The following is a 16,166-nucleotide window of genomic DNA, read 5'->3' as shown; positions in this document are numbered from 1 at the left end:
GCGGTCTTGGCGCCCGCGACACTGAACGCGCAACTCCCCTGGACCCGGCACGACAGGGCCGGGCATCCGCGCGCTTGCAAATGGCCCATGCAGCGGCTAGGTTAGCCGCCGCCTGCGGGGGCTGACCTGGCTGCCGCGGCGCGTCCCGATGCGCCCCTCGGTGCACTCAGCAGCAGCCCTGTCCGTCCTCGCCATGCACGCCCTCGTCGTCGAACAGCTTCGCAAGGTCTACCGGTCGGGCTTCGAGGCCCTGAAAGGCGTGGATCTGACGGTGGAGGAGGGCGACTTTTTCGCGCTGCTGGGGCCGAACGGCGCGGGCAAGTCCACGCTCATCGGTATCGTCACCTCGCTGGTCAACAAGACCTCCGGGCGCGTCGCGGTATTCGGGCACGACCTCGACACCGAGCCTGAGGCGGTCAAGGCGTCGCTAGGCGTCGTGCCGCAGGAGTTCAACTTCAATCTGTTCCTGCCGGTGGCCGAGGTGGTGATCAACCAGGCCGGGTACTTCGGCATTCCGCGGCAGGAAGCGCGGGAGCGGGCGGAGTTTTACCTCCGGAAGCTCGATCTCTGGGGGCGGCGGCGCTCCGAGATGCGGCTCCTCTCCGGCGGCATGAAGCGGCGGCTGATGATCGCCCGCGCCCTGGTGCACCGCCCGCGGCTGCTGATCCTCGACGAGCCCACCGCGGGCGTGGACATCGAGATCCGCCGGGCCATGTGGGACTACCTGCGGGAGCTGAACGCCGAGGGCACCACCATCATCCTCACCACGCATTATCTGGAAGAGGCCGAGAGTCTCTGCCGCAACATCGCCATGATCGACCAGGGCCGGATCGCTGCGGTGGCGGAGACCCAGACGCTGCTGGCGGGGCTGGATACGGAGACCTTCGTGCTCAATCTCACCGCGCCGCTGAGCGCCCCGCCGGCGCTGCCGGGCTTCGCGCTGACGCTGCTGGACGCGACCACGCTGGAGGCGCAGCTCGAGCGTGGACAGTCGCTGAACAGGCTGTTCGCCGCCCTGGGTGACGCCGGGATCGCCGTGCAGAGCATGCGCAACAAGCAGAACCGTCTGGAGCAGCTGTTCCTGGAAATGGTGGAGCGCGGGCGCGGCGGCACAGCGGCGCGGGCGGCATGAGCGCGCGGCCCGTCCCGGACCTGGAGCGCTGGTACCGCTACTGGATCACCTTCTCCACGCTGCTCCAGAAGGAGGTGCTGCGCTTCTCGCGCATCTGGGTGCAGACCATCCTGCCGTCGGCCATCACGACGCTGCTCTATTTCGTCATCTTCGGCCGGCTCATCGGTGAGCGCATCGGCCCCATGGACGGCTTTGCGTACATGGACTTCATCGTGCCCGGGCTGGCGCTGATGGCCGTCATCACCAACGCCTACAGCAACGTCGTCTCGTCGTTCTACTCCAGCAAGTTCTCGCGCTACGTGGAGGAGCTGCTGGTGTCGCCCGCGCCGCCCTGGGTGATCCTGGCGGGTTATGTCGCAGGTGGTGCGGCGCGCGGCGTGACGGTCGGCATCGTCGTCATGCTGGTGGCGATGCTGTTCACCGATGTGTCGCCGCACAGCTGGGTTGTGACCTTCTCCGTGTTCGTGCTGACGGCGGTGCTGTTCGCGCTCGGCGGCTTCATCAACGCCGTCTTTGCCAACAGCTTCGATGACATTTCCATCGTGCCCACTTTCGTGCTGGCGCCGCTGACCTACCTGGGCGGCGTGTTCTACTCCATCGAGCTGCTGCCGGAGCTCTGGCAATGGGTGTCGCTGCTGAATCCGGTGCTGTACATGGTCAACGCCTTCCGCTACGGCGTGCTCGGCACCACGGACATCCCGCTGGTGATGGCCTTCGTCATCATCGTCGCCTTCATCGGGGCCCTCGGCGCGGTGAGCCTGAGACTGCTGGAGCGCGGCGTCGGCATTAAGCAGTGAGTGGGCCGCTCGGGCACGGCGACCCTTGGCAGTAACGTGTTAAAATAAAGCCGTAGCTGGCTGTTTAATCGGGGGAAGCGCACGTCGCGGCGGCGCCCGTCGGCAACGCAGTCACGGCCATCCGCTGCCCGACGGTGCGCTGTGCCCAACCAGGTCCAGCCACCAGCCCGGCCACCAGTCCCGACGACACGAAGCCATGCCCAAGCAGATCAAGCGTCATCCAAGACCCGCGCGCCGGCGCCGGCCGCCGAAGGAAGGGATCGGCTTCGTCGGCTTCGCGGTGCGTGCCCTGGTGCTCGTCGTTCTCGGCGCCGGCCTGGCGGCAGGACTCTACGGGATTCACCTCGACAAGGTTGTGCGGGCCAAGTTCGAGGGCAAGCGCTGGGCGCTGCCGGCCCGCGTCTATGCCCGCCCGCTGGAGATCTATACCGGGCGCTCGCTGTCCGTGGCGGAGCTCGAAGGGGAGCTCGGGCGCCTGGGCTACCGGGACGACCCTCAGCTGGCGCGGCCGGGCACTTATCACATCCAGGGCGAGCGCGCCGCCATTCGCACCCGCGCCTTTCGCTACTGGGACGGCTACGAGCCCGAGCGCTACCTCAGTGTCGACCTCAGCGGCGGCATGGTCAGGGACGTCGCCGATGGTGGCGACGCGACGCCGCTCGCCCTGGTCCGGCTCGATCCGGCACTGATCGCCAGCATCTACCCCACCCACAACGAGGATCGCGTGCTGCTGCGTCGTGAGCAGCTGCCGCCGCGGCTGGTGAAGACGCTCCTCGCCGTGGAGGACCGCAAGTTCTACCAGCACCACGGCGTCGACCCCAAAGGCATTCTGCGCGCGGCCTACGAGAACCTGCGTGCCGGGCGCACGGTGCAGGGTGCGAGCACGCTCACGCAGCAGCTGGTGAAGAACTTCTACCTGACCCAGGAGCGCACGCTGGAGCGCAAGCTGAACGAGGCCTACATGGCCGTGCTGCTCGACCGGCGCTACGACAAGGACGAGATCCTCACCGCCTATGCCAACGAGGTGTACCTCGGGCAGGACGGCAACCGCGCCATCCACGGCTTCGGCCTTGCCAGCCGTTTCTACTTCAAGCGCGACATCGACGAGCTCGACATCCCGCAGACGGCGATGCTCGTCGGCATCCTGAAGGGGCCGTCGGAGCTCAATCCATTCCGCAAGCCGGAGCGCGTCACCGAGCGGCGTAACCTGGTCATCGATCTGATGGCCCATCACCGGATCATCTCCAAGGCGGAGGCGGAGCAGGCCAAGCAGGCACCGCTGGGTGTGGTGGAGGGCGGTGCGCGGCCGAGCGGCGAGTATCCGGCCTTCATCCAGCTGGTGCGCCGGCAACTGCGGCGGGACTATCGCGAGGAAGACCTGCGCTCCGAGGGGCTGCGCATCTTCACCACGCTGGACCCACTGACCCAGGCGCATGTGGAGGCGGCCGTCAGGGCGCGCCTCCCGAAGCTCGACCGCACCCGCCGGCTGCCCGCGGGCACGCTGGAGACCGCCGCGGTCGTGACCTCCGTCGCCCAGGGCGAGGTGCTCGCGGTGGTGGGCGGTCGCGACCCGGAGTATGCAGGCTTCAACCGGGCACTGGACGCCGTGCGCCCCATCGGCTCGCTCATCAAGCCGGTGATCTACCTGAAGGCCCTGTCGCAGCCGCAGCGCTATTCGCTGGTGACGCCGATCCAGGACAAGCCCGTCAATCTGCGCGTGGCGGGTGTGATGTGGCGGCCCAAGAACTACGACCACAGCGTGCACGGCACCGTGCCGCTGTACCGTGCGCTGGTGAAGTCCTACAACCTCGCCACCGTGAACCTCGGGCTCGATTTGGGCGTGAGCGAAGTCGCTGCCTTCCTCAGAGACCTCGGTGCCGTCCGCGACATCGACGCCGTGCCGGCGATGCTGCTGGGCTCCGTGTCGCTGCCGCCGGTGGAGGTGGCCCAGGCGTACCAGACCATCGCCGCCGGCGGCTTCCGCGCACCCCTGCGCGCCATCCGTGAGGTGCTGGACGCCTCCGGACGCCCACTGAACCGCTATCCGCTCGCGGTGGAGTCCGTGGTGCCGGCAGAGGCGGCGTATCTGACCCAGTGGGCCATGCGCCGGGTGGTCACGCAGGGTACCGCCACCTGGCTCAACAAGCGTCTGCCCTCCGGCCTCACCGTGGCCGGCAAGACGGGCACCACCAACGACATGCGTGACAGTTGGTTCGCGGGCTTCAGCGGCGACAAGGTCGTGGTGTCCTGGGTGGGCCGCGACGACAACAAGCCCATGGGCCTCAGCGGCTCCACCGGCGCGCTGCGCGTGTGGGGCGACATCATGGCGAGCCTGGACACCCAGCCATTGGATGCCGGCGCGCCCGATGGCGTCGTCGCCTCCGGTGCTTGTGGGCAGCGCGTGCCTTACATTGACGGCTACGCGGGCAGTGCCTGTGGGGGCGGGGGCGGACGTTCGTCGGCACCGGCGGTAGCCGCACAAGCGGGGGCCGGTGCTGCGGCGCCGGCCGATCCGGTGGTGGCGCAGGACGCCGGACGCGCGGCTGCTCCTCCGCCGCGCTCGCGCCAGGAGCGCAAAGATCGCACGCAGCAGCGCGAAGTGAGCCCATTCCTCAGCGATTTCTACGGTAACTGAGCCATGTTCAGACTCCTTCGGGATACGCCGTTTCCAGGTCTTCACCGCCTTGTGCGGCGCCGGGCGAGGGGAAGCGGCTCCCTGAGTGTCGAAGCTCTCGCGTCATACGGCGACGCCGGGGCGGGTGCGGTTCGCTGCGCAGGCGACGGGCCGCGCAATCCTTGGGGACTTCGGCCGATGCTCCCCGGTCTGGTTTTTGGGCTGCTGCTGACCGGCTGTGCCATGCAGGAGCGCACCGAGCCGCCGGCGCCGGTGTACGAGTCGACGCAAAGGCCGGCACCGGCCCCAGCGGAAGTCGCCGAGCCGGCGCCGGAGCCCAAGCCGGCCAAGCCCTCGGCGCCTGCGCCGACCCGGGTCTATGCCTACACGCCGCCGGAGCAGGTGCCGGATCCCAAGCCCCAGCCCGCGGAGCAACCCGCGCCGCCGGCAGACGCGGGCGGCGCGCAAGCCGCACAGCAGCCTCGCGCCGCGGCAGCGCCCACTCCGCCGGCCGAGCCTGCTCCGCCGGTGCCGCGGGTCTCCACCGTGGACCCGCCGGAGTCCACGGCGCGCAGGCCCGCCCGTCAGCAGCCCCAGCCCGCGCCCCAACCCACGGACACACAGACTGCGGCGCCTGCCCGACCGCCGGCAGCGCCTGAGCAGCCGCCGGCAGCGCCTGCCCAGCCGCCGGCAGCACCCGCCCAGCCGCCGGCGGCACCCGCCCGGACGCCGGCAGCGCCTGCCACGCCCACGGTGGCTGCAAACCAGCCGCCGGCAGCATCAAACCAGCCGCCGGCAGCATCAAGCCAGCCGCCGGCAGCATCAAGCCAGCCGCCGGCAGCATCGACTCAGCCAAGTGCGGCGCCTCCGCAGCAGCCTGCCGCGCCGGCGCCGCCGGCACCTGAGACCGTCGCCAGCGCGCCGCAGCGCTCCGCGCTTGCCCCCAGCGGCATGGCACCCGCGGTGGAGGCCCTCGCCGCCCGTGCCGACCAGCAGCGCCAGACCGGCGACTATGCCGGCGCCGCGGCGACGCTGGAGCGTGCGCTGCGCATCGAGCCGCGGCAGGCGTATCTCTGGAACCGGCTCGCCCGCGTGCGTTTGGAACAGGGCCAGGGCACGCAGGCGAGTAACCTCGCGGCGCGCTCCAACGCCCTTGCCGGGGCGCAGCCGGAGCTGAAGCAGAACAACTGGGACATCATTGCCACCATCCGGCGGCAAAGCGGCGATATCGAGGGCGCGGTGGAAGCGGAGCGCCGGGCCGCCGGCGGCTGAGTCGCAGCGGCCGGCTGGGGCGCATGACCGGGGCGAGCGCGGAGCAGATCGCTGCGGTGCTGGGGCCTGAGGGTCGCCTGGCCCAGATCGTCCCCGGCTTCTCCTGGCGCGAGCAGCAGCAGGCCATGGCCGAGCGGGTAGCCGCCGCGCTCGCCGCCGGCGAGCACCTGATCTGCGAGGCGGGCACCGGCACCGGCAAGACCTACGCCTACCTGGTGCCGGCACTGCTCTGCGCCCGCAAGGTCATCATCAGCACCGGCACCCGCAACCTTCAGGATCAGCTCTATCATCGGGACATTCCCGCGCTGCGGCGCGCCCTGGGGCTGCCGGTGCAGGTGGCGCTGCTCAAGGGGCGGAGCAATTATCTGTGCCGGCACCGGCTCCAGCGCGCGGTGGAGGATCCCGCGGCGTTGCGTCCGGATGTCCGCCGCGACCTCGGCGCCGTGCGGGACTGGGCCGCGGAGACCCGCACCGGGGACATCGCCGAACTGCCCATTGCCGAAGACGCGGCCGTTTGGCCCACCGTCACCTCCACCACCGATAACTGCCTGGGGCAGGATTGCCCGCAGTGGCAGACGTGCCACCTGGTGGAGGCGCGGCGCCGGGCGCAGGCGGCCGACCTGGTGGTGATCAACCATCACCTGCTCTGTGCGGACATGGTGCTGCGCGAGGAGGGCTTCGGCGAGGTGTTGCCGGGCGCGGATGCCGTCATCGTCGACGAGGCCCACCAGCTGCCGGATGTCGCGGCACAGTTCTTCGGCAGTTCCATCAGCAGCCGGCAGTTGTTGGATCTGGCCCGGGACCTTGCCGCCGCCCAGCAGACCGACGCCGCTGATGCGCCCCAGGTGCGGCAGCTCGCGACGGCGCTGGGGGAGCTGGTGCCGCGGCTGCGCCAGGGCCTCGGTGGAGGCGATCGCCGCGCTGCCTGGCACGAGGTGGACGGCATGGCGGGCGTCGCAGAGGCGCTGGGTGACCTGACGACGCTGCTCGCAGACCTGGACGCGACACTCGCGGCGCTGGATCGCGGGTCCCGGGAGCTTGACCAATGCCGCATGCGGGCCGCTGGCCTGCAGCAGCGCCTGGATGCGTTGCTGGATGCCGACGATGGCCGCCGGGTGCGCTGGCTGGAGCTGCGTGGACAGGGCTTTCGGCTCCATCAGACGCCCCTGGACGTGGCGGGCATGTTTCGCAGCTGCCAGGCCCGGCAGCCTGCGGCCTGGGTCTTCACGTCGGCCACCCTGGCCGTGGGTGCCTCCTTTGCGCATTTTGCCGCGCAGGTGGGCGCCGAGGAGGCGGCGACGGCGCGCTGGGACAGTCCCTTCGACTACGCGCGGCAGGCGCTGCTCTTCACGCCGCCGGACCTGCCGGAGCCGTGGGCTGCGGACTACGACACAGGGGTGGCCGAGGTCGCCCTGCGCGTCATCGGTGCAAGCCGCGGACGTGCATTTTGTCTTTTCACCAGTCATCGCGCCCTGCGCCTGGCGGCGGCAGCGTTTCAGGGGCGGCTCGCGTATCCGCTCCTCGTGCAGGGGTCGGCGCCGAGGGCGGAGCTCATCGAGCGGTTTCGCCGCCTCGGCGACGCGGTGCTGCTCGGGACGCAAAGCTTTTGGGAGGGCGTGGACGTGCGCGGTGAGGCGCTGTCCTGTGTGATCATCGACCGGCTGCCCTTCGCCTCGCCGGGCGACCCGCTGCTGCAGGGGCGTATCGATGCGCTGAAGCGCCAGGGCGGCAACCCCTTTCGGGAGCTCCAGCTGCCCCAGGCGGTGATCGCGCTGAAGCAGGGCGCGGGCCGGTTGATCCGCGATGCGCGTGATCGCGGTGTGCTGGTTCTGTGCGATCCGCGACTGCGTGCCCGCGGTTACGGGCGCGTCTTCTTGGAGAGCCTGCCCGCAATGCCCCGCACATCGGACTTCAATGTGTTGACGGCGTTTTTCGGCGGGGCGGAGGATTGACTGGGCCCTTGGCTGGCGCTGGTGTCCGTGAAATCCTGCCGGAGGAATGACCAGGGCCGGGTTGAGGCCCCGCCGCCCTGTGCGCCAGTCAGCAGCCTGGAATTGTCATTTCGTCTATAGTTGGCCTGCAAAAGAGGGATGAATCTTAAGGACGGGAGCCGTGAGCCCGGCGCAGGTGGCGGTCCGGAGGCCAGCGCTGCGACCTTGCTGCGGCCTTGTCGGATGGGTCCGGATGGGTCCGGATGGGCCGCGTCATGCGTGTCCGGTCGAGGCTGGCCTGGATGCCGGCCAATGCGGCGTGTCACGCTGCACCAATCGGACCCTCATCAGGGAAGGGGCGTCTGATGCGCAGCTGAGGTGGTGCCGGATCGGTGATCGAGTCGCCGCCGGCAGGGCGTTGCGGTCGGGTTGGCTTGGCTTTGCTTGGCTGTCTGCGCCCTCCGTGATGCGCGCGCGTCCTCACGGCATGCTTCGACCTTGCAGGGACCGGCGCGGTCCTGCCGGCCGAATCGCCGATGCGCTGGGCCTGTCAGAGAATGGCAATGCAGAAAGAATCGACAGCGGACAAGCGCCACCGGCGGCGCAGCAGTGAGGCCGCGGTCGCACCTTTGGTGTCAGCGGCGGCGGTCGCCGAGCGTCTGGATGTCTTGGCGGCGATGCCGCTCAAGGAGGCCCTGCCCGGACTCTTGCTGGAGCTGGACCGGCTGCGCGCTGCCAAGATGGACGCCGAGGAGCGGGTCGAGGCCATGCAGGACCTGAAGCGGCCCGTGCTGAAAGCCGCCGCGAGCCTGCCGAAGCCCACGCCCGGCTCACGCACCGCGCTGCGGGCCGCCGATGGCGGCATGACCCTGGAGCAGCGGCTGCTGCATTTGATGATCGCCAATCTTCGTCGGGCGCTGCACGACTACGACCGCGCGCAGGGCAGCCGGTTGGTGGAGGACGACGGACAGCGCACCTGGCTGCTCCAGCAGGTGTTCCGCTTCTTCGGGCGGCAGCTGCGGTATGCCGTGGACTGGGATCGCCCCTGGCCGACCCATGCCTGGCAAGACCTGCACGACCTCTTCGTCTATCTGGTGGTGCGCGGATCGGTTCCGCTCGACTCGGCCTTCACGGTGGCGGTGTTCGACGACGAGCTCGACCCCGCCATCGAATACAAGCGCCTGCTGCTCTTGGGGCTGGTGGACGGCCTCACCCACCGCAGCAGCACCTCGAGCGGCTATTTCCACCTGCTCAAGCGCTGGGCTGCCGAAAGCAGCCTGGTCGAGCCCGAAAAGGCCCTGGGCCGCCAGGATGTGATCCGCGTCGTGGTCACGCAGGATCTCCCGCCGGATTTGCTGCGCGGTAAGCTCACGGCATCCTTCCGCGGCTGGGTGCTGCGGCCGGCCGACGCCTGTGTCGCCTATATCGCGCAGCAGCGCCGCGGGGCTAAGGCGGGGCGGGAGTCGGCGTCTGCGCGCGCCGCAGCGGCGTCGGGCGCAGATACCTCAGCCCGCCGCTCCGGCTGATACCTGGGGTGCTCCGGCGCCGACTGCGGCGCCGGCGCTTACTGCGCGGCACTTGCTGTGCGATGCCGCGCACTGCTTCAGCCGGTTTGTGAGATCTGGTGTGAGCTCGTCGTCATGCGCCGGATGCCGTCGTGGTGGCGGCAATGGCGGCGCATGCAGGTCAGCACGTAGTGCCAGAGGGTTGCGGCGACGGCGAGGGTGCTGACGGCGGCGACGCCGAAACGCGGCCAGGGGTCCCATTCCGACAAGCCCAGCGTCAGCCATGTGATGAATCCGATGACGCCCGCGATGACGATGATCATCACGAAGGGCAGGGGCGAGGCGGCACACTTCGGGCAAAGCTTCATCGGACTGTCCTCCGGCCGCCGGCGACGGCGCAATTTCAGTGCTCTATCGATTACCAATGAAGATTAGCGCAATGCGACGCTTGGCGCGATGGGGGCTGCGCCCAGACAGTGCGCAGCGCGCGGCAATGCGCTCGGGGTGTGCCTGGTGTATGCGTCAGAGGCAACCGGCTCGGGGTCTTCTGCCATGAGCGGTTGCGAGCTGCTCGCCGCCGCGGCCGGGTGTCTGCGCGAAGGCGATCCCGACACCAAGGCAGCTTTGACCCGGGCGACAGCCGCCCGCATCCGGCGCGGCGAGCTGCGCCGGGCGCCGGATAACGACTGGTCACCCGCGGCAGACCCGGGGCGGCCCCCCCGTCCGGTGCTGGTGCCGCCCCGGGATCTGCATCAGCGCGGGCTGGACCGCCCGGATGGGCGTGCTGCACTGGTGCACGCGGTGGCCCACATCGAATTCAACGCCATCAACCTCGCCTGGGACGCGGTGCAGCGCTTCGCGGACATGCCGGAGGACTTTGCCGCGGACTGGGCGCGCGTGGCGGACGACGAGGCACGCCATTTCACGCTGCTGCGCGAGCGATTGCATGCGCTCGGCCATGACTACGGGGATTTTCCAGCCCATGACGGGCTCTGGCAGATGGCGGCCGCCACGGCCGATGACGTGCTGGCGCGCATGGCGCTGGTGCCGCGGGTGCTGGAGGCGCGCGGGCTCGATGTCACGCCGGCCATGATCCGGCGACTGCAAGCCGCCGGCGACGCGGAGACGGCCGCATGTCTGGAGGTCATCCTGCGCGAAGAAGTTGCCCATGTCGCCATCGGCAGCCGTTGGTTTCGATGGTTGTGCACACAACGGGCGCTGCCGCCGCGGGAGACCTACTTCCGACTGCTGGCGGAGCGCATGGGCAGCCGCATCCGCTGCCCACTGAACCGCCCGGCCCGGCTGGCGGCGGGGTTCGACGAGGCGGAGCTCGAGCGCCTGGAGGCGCTTTGCGGCTGACGGCGTGCGCACACCGTCAGCCCGCCAGCTCAGCCCCCCGGCTTGGGCGTGACAGCGCCAGGGCGCACCGCCTCGCGCGCAATCCCGCCGCCCGCGGCCACCAGCGCTTCGCCGCCCTGGGGCGACCAGTCCGCCAACACGTGCCGCAGCACCGGCGCACCGTCGAGATCGAGCCGATGGTCGGCCGGCCTGTGCGTGTGGCCGTGGATGAGCCGCCGCACGCCATGCCGCTGCATGCGCCGGCGCACGGCCTCGGCGTTGACATCCATGATGGCGTCGGACTTTGCCGCCATGGCGGCTGCGCTGCGGCGTCGGTAGCCCGCGGCAATGCCGCGGCGCTTGTGGAGCGGCTGGCGCAGGAACAGCCATTGCACCAGCGGGTTTCGCACGCGCCGGCGGAAGCGCTGATAGGCGACGTCATCGGTGCACAGCAGGTCGCCGTGCATGAGCAGCACGGGCTCGCCGTCGAGACTGATGCGCGCCGGGTCGCGCAGCAGCGTACACCCGGTGCGGCGCGCGAAGCGGCGCCCGAGCAGGAAGTCGCGATTGCCGTGCATCACGAAACAGGGGGTGCCCGCGGCGGTGAGGGCGGCGAGGCCGGTCTCGATGTCGGCGTAGGTATCGTCGTCGTCACCGATCCAGGCATCGAAGAGGTCCCCCAGGATGTAGACGGCGGCGGCGCCTGCCGCGCGCGTCCGCAGCCAATCCAGAAAGAGCGCAGTGAGCTGCGGCTGCTCGGGGGATAGGTGCAGATCGGAGATGAACAGCCGCTCCGAGGCCCGCGGTGACGCATCGTCGGCCGCCGGCGGGCAGGGCTCGGGGGCATGTGCCCTGGGTGGCACCTCCGGGCCTCGCCGGTCCATGCCGCAGGGGACCGAACGCGTTCCTGTCAGTGCCCGGTTGCCGCATCAGCCCTCGACGACTTCGGCCTTCTCGATGACCACGTCCTCCATGGGCACATCCTGATGGCCCTTGCGCGAGCCGGTCTTGATGGACTTGATGCTGTTGACGACATCCATCCCATCGACCACCTTGCCGAAGACGCAGTAGCCCCAGCCGTCCTGGCCCGGATAGTCGAGAAAGGCATTGTCGGAGACGTTGATGAAGAACTGCGCCGAGGCGGAGTGCGGGTCGTTGGTGCGGGCCATGGCGATGCTGCCGGTGACGTTCTTGAGGCCGTTCTTCGCCTCGTTCTCGATGGGCGCCCGCGTCGGCTTCTGCACGAAGTCTGCGTTCATGCCGCCACCCTGGATCATGAAGCCGTCGATGACCCGGTGGAAGAGCGTGTTGTCGTAGTGGCCGTCGCGCACGTACTGCTCGAAGTTGGCCGCGGTGACCGGGGCGTTGGCGTGGTCCAGCTCGATGTGGATGTCGCCGTGGTTGGTGGTGAGCTTGATCATGGAGGGGTCCTCTGCCGATGGGTCTGTGTGGGTAAGCTGTCGGTCGCGGGCGGAGCTTGCCCGCGTGGGGGTGCGCAGCCGGCGGCGCCGTCGGCCGCGCTCCGCGGCTGCGTCCCATGCTAAGGGTTTCGCCGCGCCGGCAAAACCCCGACACGGCATTGACGTTTCTCGACTGGTATGCCCTTTGCTACCATCCTGACCCGTCACCGTGGGCCGTGTCGCCGTCCCCGGGGGCCATCGCAACCAGCCACGCAGAGGAGGGCGTCGCTGCCCCATGCTCCAGATCCACAACAGCCTCACCCGCCGCAAAGAGCCGTTCCAGCCCCTTACGCCCGGCCGGGTGCGCATGTACGTCTGCGGCATGACGGTCTACGACCTCTGCCATCTCGGGCATGCGCGGGTCCTGGTGGTGTTCGATGTGGTCTATCGGCACCTGAAGCGCCTCGGCTACGCCGTCACCTATGTCCGCAACATCACGGACGTCGACGACAAGATCATCCGTCGTGCGGACGAGAACGGCGAGCCCATGTCGGCGCTCACTGAGCGCTTCATCGCCGCCATGCACGAGGATGCCGACCGCCTCGGCGTGCTGCGCCCGGACCTGGAGCCGCGGGCCACCGGGCACATGGCCGAGATGCAGGCCATGATCCAGCACCTGCTCGACAAGGGCCACGCCTATGCGGCGGCCAACGGCGATGTCTACTATGCGGTGTCGAGCTTTCCTGGCTACGGCAGGCTCTCGGGCAAGGACCCGCAGGATCTGCGCGCCGGCGCCCGTGTGGAGGTGGGCGAGGCCAAGCGCGACCCGCTGGACTTCGCGCTGTGGAAGGGCGCCAAGCCGGGCGAGCCCGCCTGGGACTCGCCCTGGGGGCCGGGCCGACCGGGCTGGCACATCGAATGCTCGGCCATGTCCACGGGTTGCCTCGGCAACCACTTCGACATCCACGGCGGTGGTGCGGACCTGATGTTTCCGCACCACGAGAACGAGATCGCCCAGAGCGAGGGTGCCACCGGCGAGCCCTTCGTCAATGTCTGGATGCACAACGGTTTCGTGCGCATCAACGACGAGAAGATGTCCAAATCCCTGGGCAACTTCTTCACCGTGCGCGAGATCCTGGAGCGCTACCAGCCGGAAGAAGTCCGTTGCTTCATCCTCGGCAGCCACTATCGCAGCCCCCTCAACTATGACGACAGCCAGCTCGACGGCGCCCGCGCCGCACTGACCCGGCTCTACACGGCCCTGCGCGGGCTGCCGGCGGATGCGGCAGCGGCCGGCGGCGCGGACTATCGCGAGCGCTTCGACGCCGCCATGAACGACGACTTCAACACCCCCGAGGCGCTGGCGGTGCTCTTCGATCTGGCCCGCGAGATCAACCGCGTACGCGCCGAAGACACCGCCGCCGCGGCGGGTCTGGCGGCGGAGCTGCGCCTGCTCGGCGAGGACTTGGGACTGCTGGGGCAGGACCCGGACGCCTACCTCAAGGCCGGCGCCGGCGCCGACGGCTTGTCCGACGCCGCCATCGACGACCTCATCGCCCGGCGTACCGCCGCACGCAATGCCAAGGACTTCGCCGAGGCGGACCGCATCCGCGACGAGCTCCAGGCCGCCGGCATCGTGCTGGAGGACGGTGCCGGCGGGACCACCTGGCGGCGGGGCTGAAGACCCGGCATCCGCACGGGATCTATACAAACCAAGGCCGCCGGCCAAGGTAGGGTGGATCAGCGAGGCGTATCCACCACAGGCCAAAACCGCCGATGGGCTTCGCCCAAGGTTCGAGCCGGCTTCGCCCCACAGTGCTCCCGTCCTTTCTGAACCCTTGCTCAGGCATCAACATGGCCCGCATCGACCTGCCACCCATCCACACCGAGGAATTCCTCGGCATGCTGCGCGAGGCGCTCTTCGCGCCCGACGACCTGATGCGATTCGCGCGCCTGGTGCATCGTCGGGAGTTCATGGACCCGCTGGTGGAGCCCCTCGCGGAAGACGCGAGCTTCATGGACCGGCACGGCGATGCGCTGCTCGATCTGCTGAACTCCTATTCCCGCCGCTACCGGGAGCGGTGCTATCGCGAGCGCATGAGGGCGGGCTACGACGGCATCCGCATCGTCTCCGAGGGCGACTCCTGGTTCCAGTACCCCTTCCAGCTCAGGGACGTCATCGACCACTTGTCCGAGTCCTATGCGGTGCTGAGCCGGGGGCGTGCGGGCGACACGCTGGCCAACATCATCGCGGAGAAGGAGCAGGACATTTTTGAGCCGCTGGCGCAGGAGCAGCCGCATTTCTTCCTGATCAGCGGCGGCGGCAACGACATGGTGGGCAATCGCGGTCTGGCCCGGCTCGTGGCGCCCTTCGCCGCGGACCGTGCACCCCAGGCCTATGCCGATACGCCGGCATTCGAGGCGTTCATCGATGACCTGGTTGGACAGTACCGGGCGCTCTTCGTCGAGATCGATGCCCGACATCCCGGGGTGCAGATCCTACTGCACGGCTACGATGCCCCAATCCCGGGTCACGACGAGGACCTGTGGCTCGGCGAGCCGCTGCGCTCCCGGGGCATTCACGACCCGCAGCTCCAGGTGCAGATCATGGTGGCCATCATGGACCGCTATAACGACGCACTGGCTGATCTCGCCGACGGCTTCGACCACGTCCACCATGTCAACTGCCGGGACTGCCTTGCGCCCGATCACTGGCACGATCCCATGCATCCCACCAGCGAGGGTTATGCCGCTGTCGCCGCGCGCTTCGATGCCCGCATCCGTGAGCTGACCGCAGCCCTCCACCCGCAGATTGTGTTGCGCTGACGGCGGCGCTGCATCAGCCGCCGGCGTTGTCGGTGCGCAGCGCGTTGGCCTGAAGCGTATTCTGAAGCAGGCTCGCAATGGTCATGGGGCCGACGCCCCCGGGCACCGGCGTGATCCAGCCGGCGCGCTCCACGGCCGTCGCGAAGTCCACGTCACCGCACAGCTTGCCCTGCTCATCGCGGTTCATGCCGACGTCGATGACCAGCGCGCCCGGCTTGATCCAGTCCCCAGGCACATGGCGCGCGCGGCCCATGGCCACCACCAGCACATCCGCGGCCCGGGCCTTGTCGGCGAGGTCCTTGGTGCGGCTGTGGCAGACGGTGATGGTGCAGCGCGCCGCCAGCAGCTCCAGGGCCATGGGCCGCCCGACGATGTTCGACTGGCCGATCACCACGGCATCCAGGCCTTCCAGCTGCTGGCCGGTGCGCTCCAGCAGCGTCATGACGCCCTTGGGGGTGCAGGGGCGCAGCTGCGGCATGCGCAGCGCGAGGCGGCCCACGTTGTAGGGATGGAAGCCGTCCACGTCTTTGGTGGGTAGGATGCGCTCGATGACCGCCTCGGCGTCGATCTGTTCCGGCAGCGGCAGCTGCACCAGGATGCCGTCGATGGTGTCGTCGGCGTTGAGCTGGTCCACCAGTGCCAGCAGCTGCGCCTGCGAGGTGCTGTCCGGCAGCGCATGCAGCGCCGAGTGGAAGCCGACCTCCGCGCAGGCCTTGCGCTTGTTGCGCACGTACACCTGCGAGGCCGGATGCTCCCCCACCAGCACCACCGCGAGGCCGGGGGGGCGCAGGCCGTGAGCGCTCCGCGACGCTACGTCTGCCTTGACCTGCGCACGGATGTCGGCGGCGATGCGCTTGCCGTCCAGGATGTTTGCGCCCATGAGCTCTATCCTCACCTAAGTCGTTGAGTGCGTCGTGATGCGCGCATGATCCGGCCCTTGCGCGCGTCCCGCAACCGGCGCGCCCTCCGGAGTCGGGACTTCCAGCCCCGATTGTGCCAGGCCAGGCTGGCCTGCCTGATGCACCACTGCCCAAGTCGCGCCATCGCCCCTCGGTACGCCGACTTCAGTCGGCCCCAGGGGCACGCGGACCGCAGTCCGCGGATGGCACATGATCGCCGGGCCGCGGGTTCTCCGCAGCGCTGCACTGGGCAGTCAGCGGCCAAAAGTGCTCAGGGCTTGATCAAGGCCGCAGGCTTGATCGGGGCATTGACGCGGCAAGATTTGGGCCGTATCCTGCGCGGTTTATGGTTGCAGCGACACAACGCCTCGCCGACACCGGGGTATAGCGCAGTCTGGTAGCGCGCCTGCTTTGGGAGCAGGATGTCGGGGGTTCGAATCCCTCTACCCCGA

13 protein-coding genes and 1 tRNA gene are annotated in these 16,166 nt (G+C 69.3%); 10 read left to right on the top strand and 4 right to left on the bottom strand.

The genetic code is table 11. From position 1 onward, the window contains the following. Positions 1-193: 193 nt before the first annotated feature. The 6 genes from QZ607_RS13295 (at position 194) to QZ607_RS13270 (ending at position 9,272) form a co-directional block, all read left to right on the top strand. Entirely contained in the window at positions 194-1,132 is a 939-nt protein-coding gene (locus tag QZ607_RS13295; protein WP_295883404.1) for an ABC transporter ATP-binding protein, read from the top strand. After that, the gene (locus QZ607_RS13290) at positions 1,129-1,929 is read left to right on the top strand and encodes an ABC transporter permease (RefSeq protein ID WP_295883402.1); all 801 of its coding nucleotides are present in this window, start codon (positions 1,129-1,131) and stop codon (positions 1,927-1,929) included. Before QZ607_RS13295 ends, QZ607_RS13290 begins: the two co-directional genes overlap by 4 nt. A 196-nt stretch (positions 1,930-2,125) precedes the next feature. Further along, on the top strand, positions 2,126-4,564 hold the full coding sequence (mrcB, locus tag QZ607_RS13285; protein WP_295883400.1) for a penicillin-binding protein 1B: 2,439 nt from the start codon (positions 2,126-2,128) through the stop codon (positions 4,562-4,564). Positions 4,565-4,741: 177 nt separating this feature from the next. Beyond that, complete coding sequence (locus QZ607_RS13280) at positions 4,742-5,815, top strand: tetratricopeptide repeat protein (protein ID WP_295883398.1); 1,074 nt, start codon at positions 4,742-4,744, stop codon at positions 5,813-5,815. Positions 5,816-5,838: 23 nt separating this feature from the next. Continuing rightward, positions 5,839-7,767 (top strand): ATP-dependent DNA helicase, encoded by a 1,929-nt coding sequence (locus QZ607_RS13275; RefSeq protein WP_295883396.1) that lies wholly within the window; start codon positions 5,839-5,841, stop codon positions 7,765-7,767. 542 nt (positions 7,768-8,309) lie between these two features. Continuing rightward, on the top strand, positions 8,310-9,272 hold the full coding sequence (locus tag QZ607_RS13270; protein WP_295883395.1) for a hypothetical protein: 963 nt from the start codon (positions 8,310-8,312) through the stop codon (positions 9,270-9,272). A gap of 77 nt (positions 9,273-9,349) precedes the next feature. Here the strand turns inward: QZ607_RS13270 and QZ607_RS13265 are convergent, their stop codons facing one another. Further along, the gene (locus QZ607_RS13265; RefSeq protein ID WP_295883393.1) at positions 9,350-9,619 is read right to left on the bottom strand and encodes a hypothetical protein; all 270 of its coding nucleotides are present in this window, start codon (positions 9,617-9,619) and stop codon (positions 9,350-9,352) included. A 184-nt stretch (positions 9,620-9,803) separates the two neighbouring features. Here QZ607_RS13265 and QZ607_RS13260 point away from each other — a divergent pair, with 184 nt between their 5' ends. Next, the gene (locus QZ607_RS13260) at positions 9,804-10,610 is read left to right on the top strand and encodes a ferritin-like domain-containing protein (RefSeq protein WP_295883391.1); all 807 of its coding nucleotides are present in this window, start codon (positions 9,804-9,806) and stop codon (positions 10,608-10,610) included. Between the two features lie 29 nt (positions 10,611-10,639). Here the strand turns inward: QZ607_RS13260 and QZ607_RS13255 are convergent, their stop codons facing one another. Together QZ607_RS13255 and QZ607_RS13250 are read right to left on the bottom strand one after the other, a co-directional pair. Next, complete coding sequence (locus QZ607_RS13255) at positions 10,640-11,473, bottom strand: UDP-2,3-diacylglucosamine diphosphatase (RefSeq protein ID WP_295883390.1); 834 nt, start codon at positions 11,471-11,473, stop codon at positions 10,640-10,642. A gap of 45 nt (positions 11,474-11,518) precedes the next feature. Further along, positions 11,519-12,010, bottom strand: coding sequence for a peptidylprolyl isomerase (locus QZ607_RS13250; protein WP_295883388.1), 492 nt, complete (start codon positions 12,008-12,010; stop codon positions 11,519-11,521). A 274-nt stretch (positions 12,011-12,284) separates the two neighbouring features. On the opposite strand from QZ607_RS13250, the gene cysS reads away from it, so the two are divergent. Both cysS and QZ607_RS13240 read left to right on the top strand, forming a co-directional pair. Next, the gene (gene cysS / locus QZ607_RS13245; protein ID WP_295883386.1) at positions 12,285-13,670 is read left to right on the top strand and encodes a cysteine--tRNA ligase; all 1,386 of its coding nucleotides are present in this window, start codon (positions 12,285-12,287) and stop codon (positions 13,668-13,670) included. Between the two features lie 173 nt (positions 13,671-13,843). Continuing rightward, positions 13,844-14,815 carry a GDSL-type esterase/lipase family protein gene (locus QZ607_RS13240; RefSeq protein ID WP_295883385.1) on the top strand — a complete coding sequence of 324 codons (972 nt, stop codon included), beginning with the start codon at positions 13,844-13,846 and terminating at the stop codon, positions 14,813-14,815. Between the two features lie 13 nt (positions 14,816-14,828). On the opposite strand, the gene folD is transcribed toward QZ607_RS13240, so the two are convergent. Beyond that, positions 14,829-15,695, bottom strand: coding sequence for a bifunctional methylenetetrahydrofolate dehydrogenase/methenyltetrahydrofolate cyclohydrolase FolD (gene folD, locus QZ607_RS13235; RefSeq protein WP_295883382.1), 867 nt, complete (start codon positions 15,693-15,695; stop codon positions 14,829-14,831). Between the two features lie 397 nt (positions 15,696-16,092). Here folD and QZ607_RS13230 point away from each other — a divergent pair. Continuing rightward, positions 16,093-16,166: transfer RNA gene (locus QZ607_RS13230), tRNA-Pro, on the top strand.

It is taken from the genome of uncultured Thiohalocapsa sp. (assembly GCF_913063425.1).
GTDB lineage: Bacteria > Pseudomonadota > Gammaproteobacteria > Chromatiales > Chromatiaceae > Thiohalocapsa.
This window is presented reverse-complemented; position numbering and strand designations above follow the sequence as displayed.

What these genes read in the sequence shown, in the direction of transcription:
- QZ607_RS13295 (WP_295883404.1), top strand. Translation starts at nt 194, where the DNA reads ATGCACGCCCTCGTCGTCGAACAGCTTCGCAAGGTCTACCGGTCGGGC.
- QZ607_RS13290 (WP_295883402.1), top strand. Translation starts at nt 1,129, where the DNA reads ATGAGCGCGCGGCCCGTCCCGGACCTGGAGCGCTGGTACCGCTACTGG.
- mrcB (WP_295883400.1), top strand. Translation starts at nt 2,126, where the DNA reads ATGCCCAAGCAGATCAAGCGTCATCCAAGACCCGCGCGCCGGCGCCGG.
- QZ607_RS13280 (WP_295883398.1), top strand. Translation starts at nt 4,742, where the DNA reads ATGCTCCCCGGTCTGGTTTTTGGGCTGCTGCTGACCGGCTGTGCCATG.
- QZ607_RS13275 (WP_295883396.1), top strand. Translation starts at nt 5,839, where the DNA reads ATGACCGGGGCGAGCGCGGAGCAGATCGCTGCGGTGCTGGGGCCTGAG.
- QZ607_RS13270 (WP_295883395.1), top strand. Translation starts at nt 8,310, where the DNA reads ATGCAGAAAGAATCGACAGCGGACAAGCGCCACCGGCGGCGCAGCAGT.
- QZ607_RS13265 (WP_295883393.1), bottom strand. Translation starts at nt 9,619, where the DNA reads ATGAAGCTTTGCCCGAAGTGTGCCGCCTCGCCCCTGCCCTTCGTGATG.
- QZ607_RS13260 (WP_295883391.1), top strand. Translation starts at nt 9,804, where the DNA reads ATGAGCGGTTGCGAGCTGCTCGCCGCCGCGGCCGGGTGTCTGCGCGAA.
- QZ607_RS13255 (WP_295883390.1), bottom strand. Translation starts at nt 11,473, where the DNA reads ATGGACCGGCGAGGCCCGGAGGTGCCACCCAGGGCACATGCCCCCGAG.
- QZ607_RS13250 (WP_295883388.1), bottom strand. Translation starts at nt 12,010, where the DNA reads ATGATCAAGCTCACCACCAACCACGGCGACATCCACATCGAGCTGGAC.
- cysS (WP_295883386.1), top strand. Translation starts at nt 12,285, where the DNA reads ATGCTCCAGATCCACAACAGCCTCACCCGCCGCAAAGAGCCGTTCCAG.
- QZ607_RS13240 (WP_295883385.1), top strand. Translation starts at nt 13,844, where the DNA reads ATGGCCCGCATCGACCTGCCACCCATCCACACCGAGGAATTCCTCGGC.
- folD (WP_295883382.1), bottom strand. Translation starts at nt 15,695, where the DNA reads ATGGGCGCAAACATCCTGGACGGCAAGCGCATCGCCGCCGACATCCGT.